Annotated in this window: 11 protein-coding genes; 8 read left to right on the forward strand and 3 right to left on the reverse strand. The window is 71.0% G+C overall.

Features of this window, described 5'->3' with window-relative positions; genetic code table 11:
- Positions 1 to 57 precede the first annotated feature (57 nt).
- The gene (locus tag GWI24_RS07500; RefSeq protein WP_210945108.1) at positions 58 to 996 is read right to left on the reverse strand and encodes a LysR family transcriptional regulator; all 939 of its coding nucleotides are present in this window, start codon (positions 994 to 996) and stop codon (positions 58 to 60) included.
- A gap of 99 nt (positions 997 to 1095) precedes the next feature.
- Between GWI24_RS07500 and GWI24_RS07505 the strand changes: the two genes are divergently transcribed.
- Positions 1096 to 1989, forward strand: coding sequence for an alpha/beta hydrolase (locus tag GWI24_RS07505; RefSeq protein ID WP_247616020.1), 894 nt, complete (start codon positions 1096 to 1098; stop codon positions 1987 to 1989).
- Positions 1990 to 2125: 136 nt separating this feature from the next.
- Here GWI24_RS07505 and GWI24_RS07510 read toward each other — a convergent pair whose 3' ends face one another.
- On the reverse strand, positions 2126 to 2869 hold the full coding sequence (locus GWI24_RS07510) for a MerR family transcriptional regulator (RefSeq protein ID WP_210945109.1): 744 nt from the start codon (positions 2867 to 2869) through the stop codon (positions 2126 to 2128).
- Positions 2870 to 3142: 273 nt separating this feature from the next.
- On the opposite strand from GWI24_RS07510, the gene GWI24_RS07515 reads away from it, so the two are divergent.
- The 6 genes from GWI24_RS07515 (at position 3143) to GWI24_RS07540 (ending at position 11280) form a co-directional block, all read left to right on the forward strand.
- Positions 3143 to 6883 (forward strand): glycoside hydrolase family 2 TIM barrel-domain containing protein, encoded by a 3741-nt coding sequence (locus tag GWI24_RS07515; protein ID WP_210945110.1) that lies wholly within the window; start codon positions 3143 to 3145, stop codon positions 6881 to 6883.
- Positions 6884 to 6902: 19 nt separating this feature from the next.
- Complete coding sequence (locus GWI24_RS07520) at positions 6903 to 7763, forward strand: oxygenase MpaB family protein (protein WP_210945111.1); 861 nt, start codon at positions 6903 to 6905, stop codon at positions 7761 to 7763.
- Between the two features lie 169 nt (positions 7764 to 7932).
- Positions 7933 to 8478 (forward strand): hypothetical protein, encoded by a 546-nt coding sequence (locus GWI24_RS07525; protein ID WP_210945112.1) that lies wholly within the window; start codon positions 7933 to 7935, stop codon positions 8476 to 8478.
- 83 nt (positions 8479 to 8561) lie between these two features.
- Positions 8562 to 9398: a DUF4097 family beta strand repeat-containing protein gene (locus GWI24_RS07530; RefSeq protein WP_210945113.1), complete on the forward strand. Its 837-nt coding sequence runs from the start codon at positions 8562 to 8564 to the stop codon at positions 9396 to 9398.
- A gap of 71 nt (positions 9399 to 9469) precedes the next feature.
- Positions 9470 to 10474: an ATP-binding cassette domain-containing protein gene (locus tag GWI24_RS07535; protein ID WP_210945114.1), complete on the forward strand. Its 1005-nt coding sequence runs from the start codon at positions 9470 to 9472 to the stop codon at positions 10472 to 10474.
- A complete protein-coding gene (locus GWI24_RS07540) occupies positions 10471 to 11280 on the forward strand; it encodes an ABC transporter permease (RefSeq protein WP_210945115.1) in 810 nt (269 codons plus the stop codon). The genes GWI24_RS07535 and GWI24_RS07540 overlap by 4 nt, the downstream gene beginning before the upstream one ends.
- A 109-nt stretch (positions 11281 to 11389) precedes the next feature.
- Here GWI24_RS07540 and GWI24_RS07545 read toward each other — a convergent pair whose 3' ends face one another.
- Positions 11390 to 12880, reverse strand: a complete 1491-nt coding sequence (locus tag GWI24_RS07545; RefSeq protein ID WP_210945116.1) for a M1 family metallopeptidase — start codon at positions 12878 to 12880, stop codon at positions 11390 to 11392.
- 185 nt (positions 12881 to 13065) lie between these two features.
- Between GWI24_RS07545 and GWI24_RS07550 the strand changes: the two genes are divergently transcribed.
- Positions 13066 to 15084, forward strand: coding sequence for a Xaa-Pro dipeptidyl-peptidase (locus tag GWI24_RS07550; protein ID WP_308343546.1), 2019 nt, complete (start codon positions 13066 to 13068; stop codon positions 15082 to 15084).
- Positions 15085 to 15149: the final 65 nt, after the last annotated feature.

The following is a 15149-nucleotide window of genomic DNA, read 5'->3' on the forward strand; positions in this document are numbered from 1 at the left end:
GCCGGTCCCCCCGGGCCGTCAGCGCGCGTCCAGACGGCGTTCGAGCCGCTCGGCCCGTCAGTGTGCGCCGAGATGACGTTCCAGCCGCTCGGCCACCCCCGGGCACCGCTCCCGGGTGATGTCCAGGAAGGCCGCCAGCACGGGGGAGCGGTCGTGGGCGCGGAACGACATCACCAGCTCCGGCAGTTCCACTCGCGGACTCACCTCGCACACCCGGACGTCCGGCCGCGCCGCCACCCGCAGACACGCCGGGCCGAGCCCCACCCCGACCCCGCACGAGGCCAGCCCGATGATGGTGTGCGCGTCCCATGCCTCCGTGACCCCACCGGCCCGCGCGGGCACGTCGGCGCCCTCGCCCAGCAGCCCGGCCAGCCAGGCGGCGACCGTCGGCTCCTCCTCCGCGGGCGCGACGATCAGATGCTGCCCCTTGAGCTGCTCGAGGCTCACCTTGGCCTGCCCGGCGAAGGGATGGGCGGCCCCTACGACCGCCACCAGATGGTCCCGGCCGACCGTGACCGACACCAGATCCTCGGCACCGGCGCCCCGGGGCGCACCGCGCCCGATGGCGAGGTCCAGCTCGCCCGCGAGCAGTGCCGCCGCGGACCGGCGGGTGGACATCTCCTGCAGCCCCAGCCGCACCTCGGGGCGGTCGCGGATGAACGTGCCCAGCACGGACGGCAGCAGCTCCAGCAGCGCCGAGCCGATGAAGCCGAGCCGCAGCCGCCCCGTCTCGCCCCGGGCGGCCCGGCCCGCGTCGGACACGGCGGCCGACATCTCGGCCAGCGCCCGGCGCGCCCTGGCCAGGAACGCCTCGCCCGCGGCGGTCGGGAACACCCCGCGCGCCGTACGGTCGAAGAGCCGCGCGCCCAGCTCCCGCTCCAGCGCGGCGATCTGCTGGGACAGCGGGGGCTGGGCGATCCCGAGGGCGGCCGCCGCCCGTCCGAAGTGCTGATGCTCGGCCAGCGCCAGGGCGTAGCGCAGATGACGTGACTCCATCGGTCCGAGGATAACCGAGGCGATATCCAGGAAATATCGGCGGTGGGGTTGTCAGATATGAGGGTGGATAACGCCTGGCCGTGCCGGTGGACTGTCCCCATGAGTGCCACGAGCCCCAGAACCCCTCTCACCGATTCCCACCCCGGCCCGGATTCGCCAGGCACCGTGTTCGTGCTGGTCCACGGCGCCTGGCACGCCTCCTGGCAGTGGGCGTCCACCCAGCGCGCCCTGGCCCGGCTCGGCGCGGCGAGCCTCGCCGTCGATCTCCCGGGGCACGGCTTCGAGGCACCGCTGCCCTCGGGCCTCCTCCTCCCCGGCCAGCCGGGCCTGGCGACCGAGAAGTCGGCGCTGGCCGGGGTGACCCTGGAGGAGTGCGCGGAGGCCGTCGTCACCGCGCTGCGATCGGTCCGCCGGTATCCGAAGGTCGCCCTGGTCTCGCACAGCGCCGGTGGCGCCCCCGCGTCCCTGGCCGCGGAGCGGGCGCCTGAGCTCGTCGACGAGCTGATCCATCTGTCGTCCTTCGTCCCCGCCGGGCGCCCGCGCTTCGCCGACTATCTGACGTCCCCCGAGCAGACCGCGACCGCGCGGGGGCAGGGGCTGATGCTGGGCGATCCGGAGGCCATCGGCGCGTTCCGGATCAATCCGTGCTCCGCCGATCCGGCGTATGTGGAGGAGCTGCGGCTGGCCTTCTACGACGACGTCCCCGCCGAGTCCTTCGCCCGCTGGTACCAGGCCCTGAGCCCGGATCTGCCCTTCGCGGTGCCGACCACCCCGATCACCCTGACCCGGGAGCGGTGGGGCCGGATCCCGCGCACCTTCATCCGGTGCGCCGAGGACTGGGCGTGCACCCCCGCGATGCAGGATCTGATGATCGCGGAGGCCGACGCGGCCATGCCGGATCAACCCTTCACCGTGCGGCCGCTGCCGGGCAGTCACTCGCCGTTCGCGGCCCGCCCCGAGGAGCTCGCCACCGCGCTCACCGGCGGCCGCTGACCCACTCACCGGCGGTCGGCAACCACTCACCGGCGGCCGCTGACCAGTTCACTGGCGGCCGCTGACCAGCCGGTTCCCCCGGGGCCGCTGACCAGCCGGTTCCCCCGGGGCGGCCGCCGTCCCACCCCGGGCCCGCTCAGTCCGCGTCCTGCCCGTACCACGCTCGCAGTTCCTGCTTCATCGACCGCTGGAACGCGATCACCAGCGCCTCCACCACCAGCGGCTGCATATGGGCCGACAGCGACTTCTTCGCCTGCATCCGCTCCGGTCCGCTCCCGGACTCGTGATCGCGCTCGGGCCCCCACACCTCGTCCCGGAACAGCCGGCTGAGCTCCCGCGCCGCGGATCGGGTGTGCTCCAGGACGACCGCGTGGGCCGTGCGTATCGTCTCCAGCTCGATCGGCACCTCCAGCAGCCGCAGCCCCAGATGGAGCACCTTGGGGTCGATCCGGAACCGATCCGGATCGTCGGTGCGCTCCAGCGCGTCCAGCGCGTCCAGCCGGTCGATGTCCTCCTCGGTGAGCTCCCGCCCGGCCCGCCGGTCCAGCTGCTCGCGGGTCGCCTCCTCGGGAGCGTCCGGGCTCCAGGAGGCGACCAGGGCGCGGTGGATCGCCAGATCGTTCTCGCTCAGATTCGGTGGCAATTGGCTCAGATAGCGCTCGATGGCGGACAGGGTCATGCCGTGGCGCTGCAACTGTTCGATCAGCGCGAGCCGGGAGAGGTGCTCGGCGCCGTAGTGGCCGACCCGGCGCGGGCCGATCGCGGGCGGTGGAAGGAGCCCGCGGGTGCTGTAGAAGCGCACGGTGCGCACGGTCACCCCGGCGCGGGCCGCCAGCTCGTCGACGGTGAGGGTGGGTTCCTCGGTGCCGGGGGTGGTCATCGGTCGTGCCTCGCTTCCGCGTCGTCCTGCTCCGCTGTGCTGCTGCCCGATCGGGTTCATCAGTATTGCTGTCGCATCATCGCTGTGAAACCTCCCATCGCCACACGGTGAACACCGAGATTGGTAGGACCTGTTGACGCTCTCTTTACCGATGAATAGCGTGCGACGCCGTTCAGCTGTGTTGGTTTTCTTCCGAATCTGTGAGGCGGGGTCGGATTGAGCTCGGAACGCGGCAGGTATCGAATACGGCGATTGATCGGGGTGGTGCTGGCCATGACCACCGCCGTCGGCCTCGGTCTCACGGCCGCGGACACGGCCGTCGGGAGGTCGCCGGACGCGGGCAAGTTCCCCGCCGATGTGCACACCTACCTCGAGGACCCGGAGCGCACCGGCGAGGGCCAGGAGCCCCCGCACACCCGGCTGCGGCCGGACGGGCCCGACCGCGCGCAGTGGGAGCGCACCCTGGACGGATCCTGGCGGTTCGCCCTGGCCGACCGGCCTGAGGACGCCCCGGGCGGCTTCTGGAAGGACGGCTACGACGCCTCCGCGTGGCAGCGCGTCCAGGTCCCGCACACCTGGCAGACCGACGACCTCGACCATCCGGTGTTCCGCAACGTCCAGAGCGAGATGGCGCCCGACGATCCACCCAAGGTGCCCCGTGACACCAACCCGACCGGGGCGTACATCCGGGACATCACGGTGCCCCGGAACTGGGACGGGCGGCGGCAGGTGATCCGCTTCGACGGGGTCACCTCCGGCTGGTTCCTGTGGATCAACGGCCACTACGTCGGCTACGACCAGGGCGGCTATGTGCCCGCCGAGTTCGATGTGACCGACTATCTGCGTCCCGGCGCCACCAACCGGATCGCCGTCCAGGTGCACCGCTGGAGCGCGGGATCGTATCTGGAGGACTACGACCAGTGGCGCTACGCGGGCATCTTCCGCTCCGTATCGCTGTACTCCACGCCGACGACCCGAATGGAGGACGCGTACGTCACCACCGATCTCGACGCCTCCTACCGGGACGCCACCCTGCGCACCGAAGTGGACATCGCGCGTACCGGAGGCGACAAGAGCGGCCCCCATCAGGTCACCGGTGTGCTCTACGACCCCAAGGGACGTGAGGTACGGCGGCTGACGGCCGAGGAGAAGGCCGGGAAGGCGGAGCTGACCGGGCAGATAGCCAACCCCGCCAAGTGGTCCGACGAGACGCCGAACCTCTATGCGCTGGTGCTCACCCTGCGCGATCCGGAGGGCAACGCGATCCAGACCGTGCGCCAGAGCGTCGGATTCCGTGAGATCGAGGTCATGAACAAGCAGCTCACGCTCAACGGCAAGCGCATCCTGATCCGTGGCGTCAACCGCGCCGAGACCGCCCCGGCCACCGGACGCCATGCCACCCGCGCCCGGATGGAGCAGGACATCCGGCTGATGAAGCGGCTGAACGTCAACGCGATCCGCACCTCGCACTACCCCTCGGACCCGTACCTCTATGAGCTCGCCGACCGCGAGGGCATCCTGATCGACGACGAGATGGAGGTCGAGACCCACAGCCACGAGAACTGTCCGGACGACTGCCTGGCCGAGCGCCCCGAATGGCAGAAGGCGTTCCTCGAGCGCCACCAGGGCATGGTGGAGCGCGACAAGAACCACCCCAGCGTGATCATGTGGGACACCGGGAACGAGGCCGGGCTGGGCAAGGCGCACTACGCGATGGCGGAGTGGACTCGGGCGAACGAGCCCACCCGCCCGCTCTACCACCAGTCCAACAGCCCGGACGGCGACGCTCCCTACGCGGACATCGCCGGACCCCGCTATCCGACCCCGGCCTCCCTCGAAGCCAAGGCCAAGACCTTCACCAAGCCCATCGTGATGGGCGAGTACGCCCACGCCATGGGCAACAGCCTCGGCAACTTCCGCGAGTTCTGGGAGGTGATGCGCCCCTACCCCAGCGCCCAGGGCGGCTTCATCTGGGACTGGGCCGAGCAGAACATCCGCCGGCCGCTGATCACCACCCCCGACTCCTCCGGCCATGACATCGCCGCCTCCCTGTCCGGCAAGCCCAAGGTGGTCGACGGCTACGGCGGCAAGGGCAAGGCGCTGTATCTGTCCGGTCTTGACGACTTCGTCGAGACCTACCGCGATCCGAAGCTCGACCTCACCGGCACCGCCGTCACCCTCGACGCCCGCGTCAAACCGGCCAAGCCCTGGACCGGGGACTTCACCATCGTCAGCAAGGGCGACCAGTACGTCCTGCGGATGAAGGACGAGGACACCCTCGAATTCACCATCACCAGCGGCGGCAAGCCCCGTACCGTCACCGCTCCCGTGCCGGACGGCTGGACCGGCGCCTGGCACCGGGTCACCGGCACCTACGACGGCAGCGCGCTGCGCCTCTATGCCGACGGTAAGGAGCTCGCCAAGACCGAGTGGAGCGGGCACATCGACTACACCGGCTTCGACCTCGGCGTCGGCCGGAACAACGACACCATGGAGGACGGCTGGACCGGCCGGACCGCCAAGGGCACCATCGACCAGGTCCGGGTCTATGACACGGCACTCGGTGCGGAGCGGCTCGCCGCAGGCCAGGACCCCGAGCGCGACGCCCTGATCGCCCTGAACTTCGACGACTTCACCCGTAAGGGCAGCTATCTCTCCTACGGGCTCTATGAATCCGGTGTGGACGGTCTGGTCACCGCCGACCGCGACCCGGAGCCGGAGACCGCCCAGCTGGCCTGGGTGCAGGCCCCGATCCGCATCACCGACCCGGGCGGCGAGGGCGCCCGCACCGGCAAGGTGAAGGTCACCAATGAACGCGCCTTCACCGGCACCGACGACCTCCGGCTGCGCTGGACGGTGACCGAGGGCGCGCGGACCGTCGCGAGCGGCACCCGCGCCCTGGACGTCGGGCCCGGCGAGAGCGCGGTGGTCCAGCTCCCGGCCCCGCCCGCCAACCCCGGTGGCTTTGAGCGCCATCTGACCGTACGGGCCGTCACCGCGCACTCCACCGACTGGGCCAAGGCCGGGCATGTGGTCTCCTTCGGCCAGTTCGCGGTCGGCGGCGAAAAGGTGCCCGAGCCGGCCCCCGCCCCGGCCGCCGAAAGCCCCGCCAAGGCCGTCGAGAGCGGCGAGGCGGTGCGAGTCAGCGGCGAGGGTTTCCGCTACACCTTCGGCAAGAAGGAGGGCACGCTCACCTCGATGCGCGTGGCGGGCCGCGAACTGCTCCGCTCCGGCCCCGAACTGGACGCCTGGCGCGCCCCGATCAGCAATGAGCGCTCCGACTGGGGCACCGCCGAGGGCAAGCGCTGGCGCTCCCTGGGTCTTGACCGGCTGCGCACCACCGTCGACGGGGTCGAGGTGACCCCCGGCGACGACGGCACGGTCACCGTCACCGTCCGCTCCACGGCCGCCGCGCCCGATGTGACCGGCGCGTCCTTCGGCCAGACCGTGGCCTACCGGGTCGACGGCGCGGGCCAGGTCCGGATCCAGCACCAGGTCGAGGCGCGCGGTGACTTCCGCACCCTGCCCTATCTGCCCAGGATCGGCCTCAAGCTGAAGGTCCCCGAGCGGTACGGAACGTTCCGCTGGTACGGGCGCGGACCGGTGGAGAACCTCAACGACCGTAAGGACGGCACCCCCATGGGCGTCTGGTCCTCCTCGGTCGAGGACCAGTACGTGGAGTATCTGAAGCCCCAGGACCACGGCAATCACGACGATGTGCGCTGGGCGTCCCTCACCGACCGCGGCGGCGCCGGACTGCTGGTCTCCGGCGATCTGGAGGCGGGCGCCAGCGCGTACGACGAGCTCGACCGCGCCGCCTACCCGCACTTCCTGAAGCGCAACGAAGGCTGGAACACCCTGCACGCCGACCACGCGGCCACCGGCGTGGGCGACACCCCCAACCCGGTGCGCGACCAGTACCGGGTGAAGGCCGACGGCGCCTACGACTACACGCTCACCCTGCGCCCGCTCGACGGCGGCGCGAGCGCGCACACTGGAACAGGAGGGAAGTAACCGCACCACTGATGGACCCATGAGCACGCAGAGCCCCCGTCACACCGCCGAAGGCCACGATCCGCCCCCTGTGGGCGGCATCCTGTGGGCCGTGGCGGGGGAGCTGCGCAGTGTGCTCGCCCTGCCGGCCGCGACGACCATGCAGGTGGCGCATCCAGCCGTCGGGGCGGGCGTGGACCAGCACTCCGTCTTCCGCACCGACCCCTGGGGGCGCGGGGAGCGCTCGCTGCGGTCGGTGCAGCTGTGGGTGTACGGCGGCGCGGAGGCCGAGGCGGAGGGCCACCGGCTGCGCAGACTCCACGCGTCCATACAGGGCGTGGACGAGCACGGCCGCCCCTACCGGGCGCTGGACCCACCCGTCTACGCGTGGGTGCACGCCACCGGCTATCCGGTCTATCTGCGCGCCCAGCGCTATCTGGGCACCCGCCCCTTCACCGCGGCCGAGGAGCGGCAGCTGTACGGGGAATGGCTCCGGATCGGGCAGGTGCTGGGCATCGACGAGCGCGAGATGCCGGGATCCGTCGAGGAGTTCTGGCCCTACTACCGCGCGATGGTGCGGGAACGGCTGGAGCCGACCGTCGTCGCCCGTGAACTGGCCGCGCCCGACGCGGCCGTGCCTCCGCCGGACGCGCTGCCGCTCCATCTGCTGTGGCCGCTGCTGCGCCCGCTGTTCACCCGCCTCCGCGCGTTCCTCACCGTCGGGCTCATGCCGCCGGACGCGCGGGAGGCGATCGGGCTGGAGTGGACGCGGGGGCAGGAGCGGCGGCTGCGGTGGTTCGGGAGGGCCGCACGGGTGGTGGTCCCGCTGCTGCCCGAGCGGCTGCGCTATCTCCCCATGGCCCGCGTGGCCCGCCGCCGCGCCCGCGCCGGACGGCCGTGATCAATGGCTTTCCGTGGCGTGGCGCATGGCGTGGCACCTGGCCTGGTGCCGTCGTAATGAGGCTGTGACCAGGGAATATGTCACACATGGGGCCATGGTGGCGTCATCGATGGCGCACGTGATGCCATAAAGTCTCGACGTGGTGCCAAAGGTGTGCCATGATGATGCCATGGACCTCACCCGGTACGTCGACAATCTCCGCCATGAGCTCGCGGTGGCCGCGGACGCGGGCGGCGACGAAGCCCGCGCCCTGGCCGAGCGGCTCACCACGCCCCTGGAGTCGGCCGTCCGGCTCACCCTGCTCAACGCCCTGTCCGCCGCCATGGACGAGGTGACCCGTGAGCTCGCGCCCGGCTCGGTCGATGTGCGGCTGCGCGGGCTCGACCCCGAGTTCGTGGTGACACCCCCGCCGCTCGCGGTGGCGTACGAGGAGGCCGAGGAGCCGGAGGAGCTGCCGGGTGGTGCCGCCCAGGCGCCCATACCGCCGGTCCCCGCCGAGGCCGACGAGGGTGGCACGGCGCGCATCAACCTCCGCCTCCCCACCCATCTCAAGACCCGGGTCGAGGAGGCCGCCGGAGCCGAGGGGCTTTCGGTCAACGCCTGGCTGGTCCGGGCCGTCGCCGCCGCGCTCGAGCCCGCCGAGCGGGCCCGCCCGGCCGCGGCCGCTCATGGCCGCCCCAAGGGCCGGCAGAGCTACAAGGGCTGGGTCCGCTGACTCCGCAGCAGTAGCGCACCACATTCCATCTCACCCGCGCGACCAGCGGGAACGCGTACCACCGCCATGAGGACGGGACAGCCATGCCTGCTTTCGACACACCCGAACCGCTCTCCGTGAGCCTGGAATTCGACATGGGCGCCGCCCGGATCACCGCCGGAAAGCGCCTGGACACGGTCGTCGAGGTCCGGCCGCACGACGCCGCCGAGGAGGCCGACATCCGGGCCGCCGAGCAGACCAAGGTCAGCTGCTCGGGCGGCACCCTGTTGGTCAAGGGGCCCAAGAAGCGCGGCCTGTTCGGCAAGCCCGGCTCGATCGAGGTGACCATCGAGCTCCCGGCGGGCTCGGACCTCGAGGTCACTTCCCCGATGGCGGACCTCCTCTGCGAGGGCCGTCTCGGGGACTGCCGGGTCAAGACCTCGCTCGGCGACATCCAGGTCGACGAGGCGGCGACCGCCCATCTCAGGACCTCGCACGGCGATGTCCGCCTGTCCCGCGCCACGGGAGAAGCCGATGTCGTCGGCTCCGGCCGGGTCGAGATAGGCACGGTCGGGGGCGCGGCCACGGTCAAGAACGGCAACGGGGACACCGTCGTCGGCGAGGTCGCCGGCGAGCTGCGGGCCACCTCCTCCAATGGGCTCATCTCCGTCGGCGTCGCGCATGCGGGAGTGGACGCCAAGTCGGCCAACGGCAGCATCCGGATCGACGAGGCGGTGCGCGGGCAGATCGTGCTCCAGGCCGCCACGGGCGATGTCGAAGTCGGCGTCCGCGAGTCCACCGCCGCCTGGCTCGACGTCCACACCAGGTTCGGCACCGTGCACACCTCCCTCGGACCGGCCGAGGGCCCCGAAGCCTCCGAGGAGACGGTCGAGATCCGCGCCCGCACCGCGTTCGGCGACATCGTGATCCGCCGCGCCTGACGGCCCTCCCGCACCCGGTGACTCACAGCCCATGACAGCCCATGACAGCCCATGGAAGAGACAGGACCGCCATGACCGCGTCTTCCACCTCCACCCTTCCGGCGGCGATCACGGCCACCGGACTGACCAAGTCCTACGGTGACAAGCCGGTGCTCAAGGACATCGACCTGAGCATCCCAGAGGGCACCGTCTTCGCCATGCTCGGGCCCAACGGCGCGGGCAAGACCACCACCGTGCAGATCCTCTCCACGCTGATATCCGCCGACTCCGGCCAGGCGCGGGTCGCGGGGCACGATCTGGTCCGCGACGCCGATGCCGTGCGCGCCGCGATCGGCGTCACCGGGCAGTTCTCGGCCGTGGACAATCTGCTGACCGCCGAGGAGAACCTGCTCCTCATGGCGGATCTGCACCATCTGGACCGCCGTGAGGGACGGCGGCGCGCCGCCGAACTGCTGCGCCGCTTCGATCTCACCGAGGCCGCCCGCAAGCCCGTCGTCACCTTCTCGGGCGGTATGCGCCGCAAGCTCGACCTGGCGATGACCCTGGTCGGCGATCCGCGCATCATCTTCCTCGACGAGCCCACCACCGGGCTCGATCCGCGCAGCCGCCGCACCATGTGGGAGATCATCCGCGGCCTGGTCGCCGACGAGGGCGTCACCATCTTCCTGACCACGCAGTATCTGGAGGAGGCCGATCAACTCGCCGACCGCATCGCCGTCCTGGACCATGGCACGCTGGTCGCCGAGGGCACCGCGGAGGAGCTGAAGCGCCGGATCCCCGGTGGCCATATCCGCCTCCGATTCGCCGATGCGGCCGGACTCGACGCGGCCACCGATCTCTTCGGCGTCGCCGCACCCGACCGCGAAGCGCTCACCCTTCAGGTCCCCAGCGACGGCGGTATCCCCACCCTGCGGGCCGTCCTCGCCGTCCTGGACGACGCGTCGATCGAGCCCGAGGGGCTGACCGTGCACACCCCCGATCTCGACGACGTCTTCCTCACCCTCACCGGCCACTCCGGCTCCGGCCACCCCGGCTCCGGCGAGCGCGCCGGTGCCGCGAAGGAGAGCATCCGATGACCGCCCTGTCCTACGCCGCCCGCGACTCGCTGACGATGCTGCGCCGCAATCTGAAGCACGCACAGCGCTATCCCTCCATGACGGCCTCCGTCGTGGCGATGCCCGTGCTGATGCTGCTGCTGTTCAACTACGCCTTCGGCGGGGCACTCGGCGCCGGAATCGGCGGGATGTCCGGCGGCGGCACCGGCGGCGGGGGAAGCGATCGGTATATCGACTATGTCGCGCCCGGCATCATCCTGATGGCCGCGACCTCCGGGGCCCTGGTCACCGCGGTGGGCATCTGCGTCGATATGACCGAGGGCATCGTCAACCGCTTCCGCACCATGGCGATCTCCCGGGCGTCCTTCCTCACCGGGCATGTCGTGGGCAGTGTGATCCAGACGCTGATCAGCATCGCCTTCGTCATCGTCATCGCGCTGCTCATCGGCTTCCGGCCGGATGCCACCCCCGTGGAATGGCTCGCGGTCGCCGGTCTGCTCGCCCTGGTCACCCTGGCGCTCACCTGGGTCGCGGCGGCGATCGGCCTGATGGCCAAGACCCCCGAGTCCGCGAGCAACATACCCCTGCCCCTGCAGTTCCTCCCCTTCATGGGCAGCGCCATCGTGCCCACGGAGTCCATGCCCGACGGGCTGCGCTGGTTCGCCGAGTACCAGCCCTTCACCCCGGTGATCGAGACGCTGCGGGGTCTGCTGATGGGCACGGAGATCGGCAACAGCGCCCTCATCTCCCTCGTCTGGTGTGCCGCCCTTGCAGTCGGCGGCTATCTCTGGGCGCGGACGGCCTACCAGCGCTCCGCCAGGCGGTAGGCCGTACGGGACGCCACGGGATGCGGCGGGCCGTACGCGACAGCGCCGCCGCGTCGCGGAGGCGCCGGGCCCCGGCCGGGGTGGGGGAACCGGCCGGGGCCCGGGTGGCTCAGCGTCCGTGGGCGCTGTGGGTGTCCTGGATCCGCTGCCACGACTTCGGCCGCACCGGCGCCTTGGCCGGGCTCACCTCCGCGGCCCGCGCCTGCGCGGCGGCCGGCTTCGACGGGGTGAACAGCCAGGTGTCGAAGAGCGAGGCCAGCGGCTTGCCCGACACCTTCTCCGCATAGGTCACGAAGTCCTTGACGGAGGCGTTCCCGTACCGGTGCTCCGCCGTCCAGCCCTTCAGGATCGCGAAGAAGTCCTTGTCGCCGATGTGGTTCCGCAGCGCCTGGAGGGCCAGCGCGCCCCGGTCGTACACCGCGTCATGGAACTGGTTCTCCGCCCCCGGATTGCCCGGCTCGACCTTCCAGAAGGGGTCGTCGGCCGGGTAGGAGGCGTAGGTGTAGTCCGCCAGTTCCTGCGCGGTGCCCTCGCCCTCCTTCTCCGACCACAGCCACTGCGCATAGCTGGCGAAGCCCTCGTTGATCCAGATGTCGCGCCAGTCCTTCAGCGAGACGCTGTCGCCGAACCACTGATGGGCCAGCTCATGCACGATCAGCGAGGTGTTCGCGCCCTTGGCGAACCCCTTTGGGCTGTAGAACGGCCGGGTCTGGGTCTCCAGTGCGTAGCCCGTGGGCACATTGGGCACATAGCCGCCCAGCGCGTCGAAGGGGTACGGGCCGAAGACCGTGGACTCCCAGTCCACGATCTCCGCCGACCGCTCCACGCTGGCCCGCGCCGCCCCCGCGTTGCTCCCGAGATCCTTGCTGTAGGCGTTGATCACCGGCAGACCGTTGGCGGTGGTGTCCGTCGTGATGTCGAACTTGCCGACCGCCAGCGTGGCCAGATACGTGGCCTGCGGCTTGCTGGAGCGCCAGTTGTAGCGGGTCCAGCCCAGCTGTGAGCTGGTCGACTGCAGGGTGCCGTTGCTGATCGCCTGCGTTCCGTCCGGCACCGCCACCGACACGTCGTAGGTGGCCTTGTCCAGCGGATGGTCATTGCTCGGGAACCACCACCACGCCGACTCCGGTTCATTGGCCGCGATCCCGCCGTCCGGGGTGCGCAGCCAGGAGGTGAAACCGTTCGCCACGACCTTCGAGGGCGTACCGCTGTAGCGCACGACCACGGTGAAGGGGCGGCCGGAGGCCAGCGGCGCGGCCGGGGTGATCTCCAGCTCATGGTCGCCGGTCGCCTTGAAGGCGGCCTTCTTCCCGCCCACCAGCACCTCGCTCACATCGAGCGCGAAGTCCAGGTTGAACCGGGACAGATCCTGCCGGGCATCGGCCACGATCGTCGCCGTGCCCTCCAGCCGGTCCGTCTTCGGCTGGTACTTCAGCCGCAGGTCGTAATGGGAGACGTCGTACCCGCCGTTGCCGTAGGAGGGGTAGTAGGAGTCCCCGATGCCGGGGGCGCCCGGCGTGGCATCGGCCGCCGATGCCGGGATCGCCAGCAGCAGGCAGGCCGCGGCCGCGCCCGGGACGAGGAGTCTGTGGTGACGCACGAGTCCTCCAACTCGTAGGGGAGAACGATCACTCGTGACCCTATGTACTCCTCACACGCACCTCACGTCCATCACGCCGTCCGACATCCAATCGACATCCGGACGCAATGCGCATCGACTCGGACACGCTCACGACACGTATCGCCCTCTTCTGTACAGGAGTTGCCTCGCGCTACCGTCCGCCCGTGCTGCTACAGACGCGGAGATCCCGCATCCCCTGGACCACACTCGTGCTGTCGGCGGTCACCGCGCTGGTCGCCGTCGCCATATCGCTGCTGCCACCGCTCGGCGCCCCGGCCGCCCACGCCGCTTCCGCCGCGCAGAGCAGATCGGACAGCAAACCAGACAGCCCATCAGAGAGCAGACCGGTTTACTCCTACGAGAACGCCATCCGCGAATCCGTATGGGTGGACACCACGATCGACGGCGACGCGGACGGACGGACCGACCGGGTCGCCGTCGACATCGTGCGGCCACGCGAACCCGCCGCTCAGGGCCGCCGCGTCCCCGTCATCATGGACGCCAGCCCGTACTACTCCTGCTGCGGGCGCGGCAACGAGAGCCAGACCAAGACCTATGACGCGGCCGGGAATCCGGTCCAATTCCCGCTCTTCTACGACAACTACTTCGTACCGCGCGGTTACGCCACCGTCCTGGTCGACCTCGCCGGAACCAACCGCTCCGACGGCTGTGTGGACGTCGGAGGACGCTCCGACGTCCTCTCCGCCAAGGCCGTGGTCGACTGGCTGAACGGACGCGCGACCGCGTACCGCACCCGTACCGGCGGGGAGCGGATCAAGGCGAGCTGGACCAACGGCGCCACGGGCATGATCGGCAAGAGCTACGACGGCACCATCGCCAATGGGGTCGCCGCCACCGGCGTCAAGGGGCTCAAGACCATCGTGCCCATCGGCGCCATCTCCTCCTGGTACGACTACTACTTCGCCAAGGGCGCCGCGCTCTTCGACTCCGGCCCCGACGGGCTCTCGGACGCCGTCGAGAGCGATGACGCCCACGCCCGCTGCGCCGCCGTACAGAAACGTCTCGTCGAGGGCGCCCCGCGCAACGGCGACTGGACCGGTCTGTGGACCGACCGCGATTACGTACCGGACGTGGACAAGGTGCGGGCCAGCGTCTTCGCCGTCCACGGGGCGCAGGACCTCAACGTCCGCACCAAGCACCTCGGACAGTGGTGGAACGCCCTCGCCGACGCGGGCGTCGAGCGCAAGATCTGGCTCTCGCAGACCGGGCATGTCGACCCGTTCGACTACCGGCGCGGGGAGTGGGTGCGCACCCTGCACCGCTGGTTCGACCACTACCTCCTCGGTATCGGCAACGGCATCGAGCGCGAGCCGATGGCCGATGTCGAGCGCGCCCCCGACCAGTGGTCCACCGACCGGGTCTGGCCCCCCTCCGGCACCCGGCAGACCACCCTGCGCCCGCGTGGCGGCGCCACGGCGGGAGTGGGCGTGCTCGGCACGGAGCAAGCCGACCCCGGCGCCACGGAGACCTTCACCGACGACCCCGCGCTGAGCGAGGCCGACTGGTCCGCGGCGATCGACACCTCGACGCCTGGCAAGGCGGGCTTCACCACTAGTCCGCTCAAGAAGGACCTGCGGCTGTCCGGCTCCGGCACGGTCACCGTCACCGCCACGCCCTCGACCACCAGCGCCCATCTCTCCGCGGTCCTGGTCGACCTCGGCCCGGCCACCATCCGCGACTACACGGCGGCGGGCGAGGGGATCACCACCCTCGACCGGCGGACCTGCTGGGGCAGCAGCACGGAGGGCGACAGCGCCTGCTTCAAGGAGACCGCCGCCGACAAGGAGGACGTGGACTACACGGTCTTCAGCCGGGGCTGGGCCGACCTCGGTCACTTCGCGGACGACGGCGAGGGTCGCCCGCTGACCCCGGGCAAGGCGTACACCATCACCCTCGACCTCGCGGCGACCGACCATGTGGTCCCGGCCGGTCACCGCCTCGGTCTGATCATCGCCGGTACGGACGCGGGCCTCATCGAACCGCCGTCCACCACTCCGCGGCTGACCCTGGACCTGCCCCGCACCTCGGCCCGTCTGCCGCTGGTCGGCGGCGCCCCGAAGGCCGCGGCCGCCCCCTCGCGCACGGCGGCCACACCGCCCCTGAAGGGCGTACGGGCCCCGCATCACCGGACCCCGCTCCCGTCCATGCCGAACCACGACTGACCCGCGCCGGTGGGTCCCCGCCGCCGCGCGGGGGCCCACCGGCGTCGGGCCCGGCAGGACGCCAT

Origin of the sequence: Streptomyces sp. MK37H (assembly GCF_018035285.1) — a bacterium.
In the GTDB taxonomy this organism is placed as follows: Bacteria; Actinomycetota; Actinomycetes; order Streptomycetales; family Streptomycetaceae; genus Streptomyces; species Streptomyces endocoffeicus.

What these genes read in the sequence shown, in the direction of transcription:
- GWI24_RS07515 (WP_210945110.1), top strand. Translation starts at nt 3,143, where the DNA reads ATGACCACCGCCGTCGGCCTCGGTCTCACGGCCGCGGACACGGCCGTC.
- GWI24_RS07530 (WP_210945113.1), top strand. Translation starts at nt 8,562, where the DNA reads ATGCCTGCTTTCGACACACCCGAACCGCTCTCCGTGAGCCTGGAATTC.
- GWI24_RS07540 (WP_210945115.1), top strand. Translation starts at nt 10,471, where the DNA reads ATGACCGCCCTGTCCTACGCCGCCCGCGACTCGCTGACGATGCTGCGC.
- GWI24_RS07510 (WP_210945109.1), bottom strand. Translation starts at nt 2,869, where the DNA reads ATGACCACCCCCGGCACCGAGGAACCCACCCTCACCGTCGACGAGCTG.
- GWI24_RS07520 (WP_210945111.1), top strand. Translation starts at nt 6,903, where the DNA reads ATGAGCACGCAGAGCCCCCGTCACACCGCCGAAGGCCACGATCCGCCC.
- GWI24_RS07500 (WP_210945108.1), bottom strand. Translation starts at nt 996, where the DNA reads ATGGAGTCACGTCATCTGCGCTACGCCCTGGCGCTGGCCGAGCATCAG.
- GWI24_RS07505 (WP_247616020.1), top strand. Translation starts at nt 1,096, where the DNA reads ATGAGTGCCACGAGCCCCAGAACCCCTCTCACCGATTCCCACCCCGGC.
- GWI24_RS07535 (WP_210945114.1), top strand. Translation starts at nt 9,470, where the DNA reads ATGACCGCGTCTTCCACCTCCACCCTTCCGGCGGCGATCACGGCCACC.
- GWI24_RS07525 (WP_210945112.1), top strand. Translation starts at nt 7,933, where the DNA reads ATGGACCTCACCCGGTACGTCGACAATCTCCGCCATGAGCTCGCGGTG.